Below are 1,597 nucleotides of genomic sequence, written 5' to 3' on the forward strand. Positions count from 1 at the left end.
AGATTAAATCCGGATGAGTCTCAGTATTATAGTCCTGAAATAAAGAATTGCCCTGCTTGTGATACAAAATTAAGCTATCGTCATCCTGTTTGGCGGAAGACTATTTCCACCTTAAAAGGAGAAGTTAAGATCGTTAACTTAGGCTATCGGTGCCAAAACGAAGAGTGTTCTAACACAACTGTTTTCCGTTCAGCCAAGGCAGAACATATTAGTATGAAACATATAACATATGGAATGGACGTGATTGCTTACATAGGTCACTTACGTTTCAAAGAACATAAAACAAGAGGAGAAATCGCAACGATTCTCAACGAAAAACAAGTAAAAATTTCAGAAAGACAGGTCCAAAAATTATATGAGCGATATACATTATTACTTCGTTCCGATGTTGAAATGATTGTAAGAGAAACACTTCAAGATATTGTAGAAGAACATGGGGGAATTATTCTTTCCATTGATGGTGTTCAGCCAGAAAAGGGAAATGAGACACTTTATGTCATTCGTGAGGTTTTAAGTGGTTCTATTTTAGCTGCACAAAACTTGAAAAGTAGTGCTTCTCAAGAGCTGATGAACTTTATCCAACCGATTATCGATTGGGGCTACCCAATCCAGGGATTTGTAAGTGATGGTCAACAGTCTATTCGCTTAGCGATTGAAAAAATTGCACCTAATACTCCTTATCAATACTGTCAATTTCACTATTTCAAAGATATTGCCAAACCACTAGTTGAAAAAGACCGAAAACTAAAGACAAATATAAAAAAGAGTTTAAGAGGTATCAGAGAAGTAGAAAGAATAATCGAAGGATCTACCGAAAAGGACCTAGAGAATGAATTAGCAGAAGATTATATCGCAGCGATTCGTTCCGTTTTACTTGAGGACGGTAAACCACCATTTGAATTACCAGGCATACGAGTTTTTGATCAAACAAAAGCAATTAAAGACTCGATCGAAAAATGCCTGAGTAAAAAAAGAGACTCCTCTACTTAAAAAGCTGTTCAGAATAGTCAAAAATGTTGATAACTATAAGAAAGATTACCACCTTGTCCAGCGATGGTTTACACCATTGAAAGACATTGCCACTTTAATGGAACCCTCGCCTAAAAAAACAAGTCAGTGGGTAGAAAAACGAGTAAGTCAATGTCTGAAGAAAGCAGAAAGGAAACTGACTAAAGAAGAAGACTATCCTTATCTTGATAATTTACTAAGGTATAGCAAGGGGTTTTGGAAAGGATTATTTACGTGTTATGACCACCCTTCAATCCCTAGAACAAATAATGATCTAGAACTGTTTTTTAGGAGAACCAAACAACAACATCGGAGAATTACCGGTAGTCGGACTTGGAATCGGTATATCATCAGACATGGTGAAAACATTGTGTTTACTGCAAATATAAAGGGATTAGAACATGGACTAAATACAGTGGAAAAAATCAGTTATGATGGCTATCGAAAAGAAGCAAAGGCATGGGAAAAACGTATTTACACACATACAAAACAAAGAAGGTTCAAGAAGGCACCAAATGAATATTTAAACAATCTTGAAACCAAATGGTTAAGGCACAACTAAACCATTGTGTTAGTTGTGCCGTCTAAG

2 protein-coding genes are annotated in these 1,597 nt (G+C 36.1%); both read left to right on the plus strand.

Going from position 1 to position 1,597, the window contains the following annotated elements:
* On the plus strand, positions 1-990 hold a 990-nt coding region (locus tag M3212_RS21560), incomplete at its 5' end, for a transposase (protein WP_251195968.1).
* A gap of 76 nt (positions 991-1,066) precedes the next feature.
* Complete coding sequence (locus tag M3212_RS21565) at positions 1,067-1,570, plus strand: hypothetical protein (RefSeq protein ID WP_251195969.1); 504 nt, start codon at positions 1,067-1,069, stop codon at positions 1,568-1,570.
* The last annotated feature ends 27 nt before the right edge of the window (positions 1,571-1,597 follow it).

Origin of the sequence: Halalkalibacter oceani (assembly GCF_023715705.1) — a bacterium.
Classification (GTDB): Bacteria; Bacillota; Bacilli; order Bacillales; family Bacillaceae_D; genus Halalkalibacter; species Halalkalibacter oceani_A.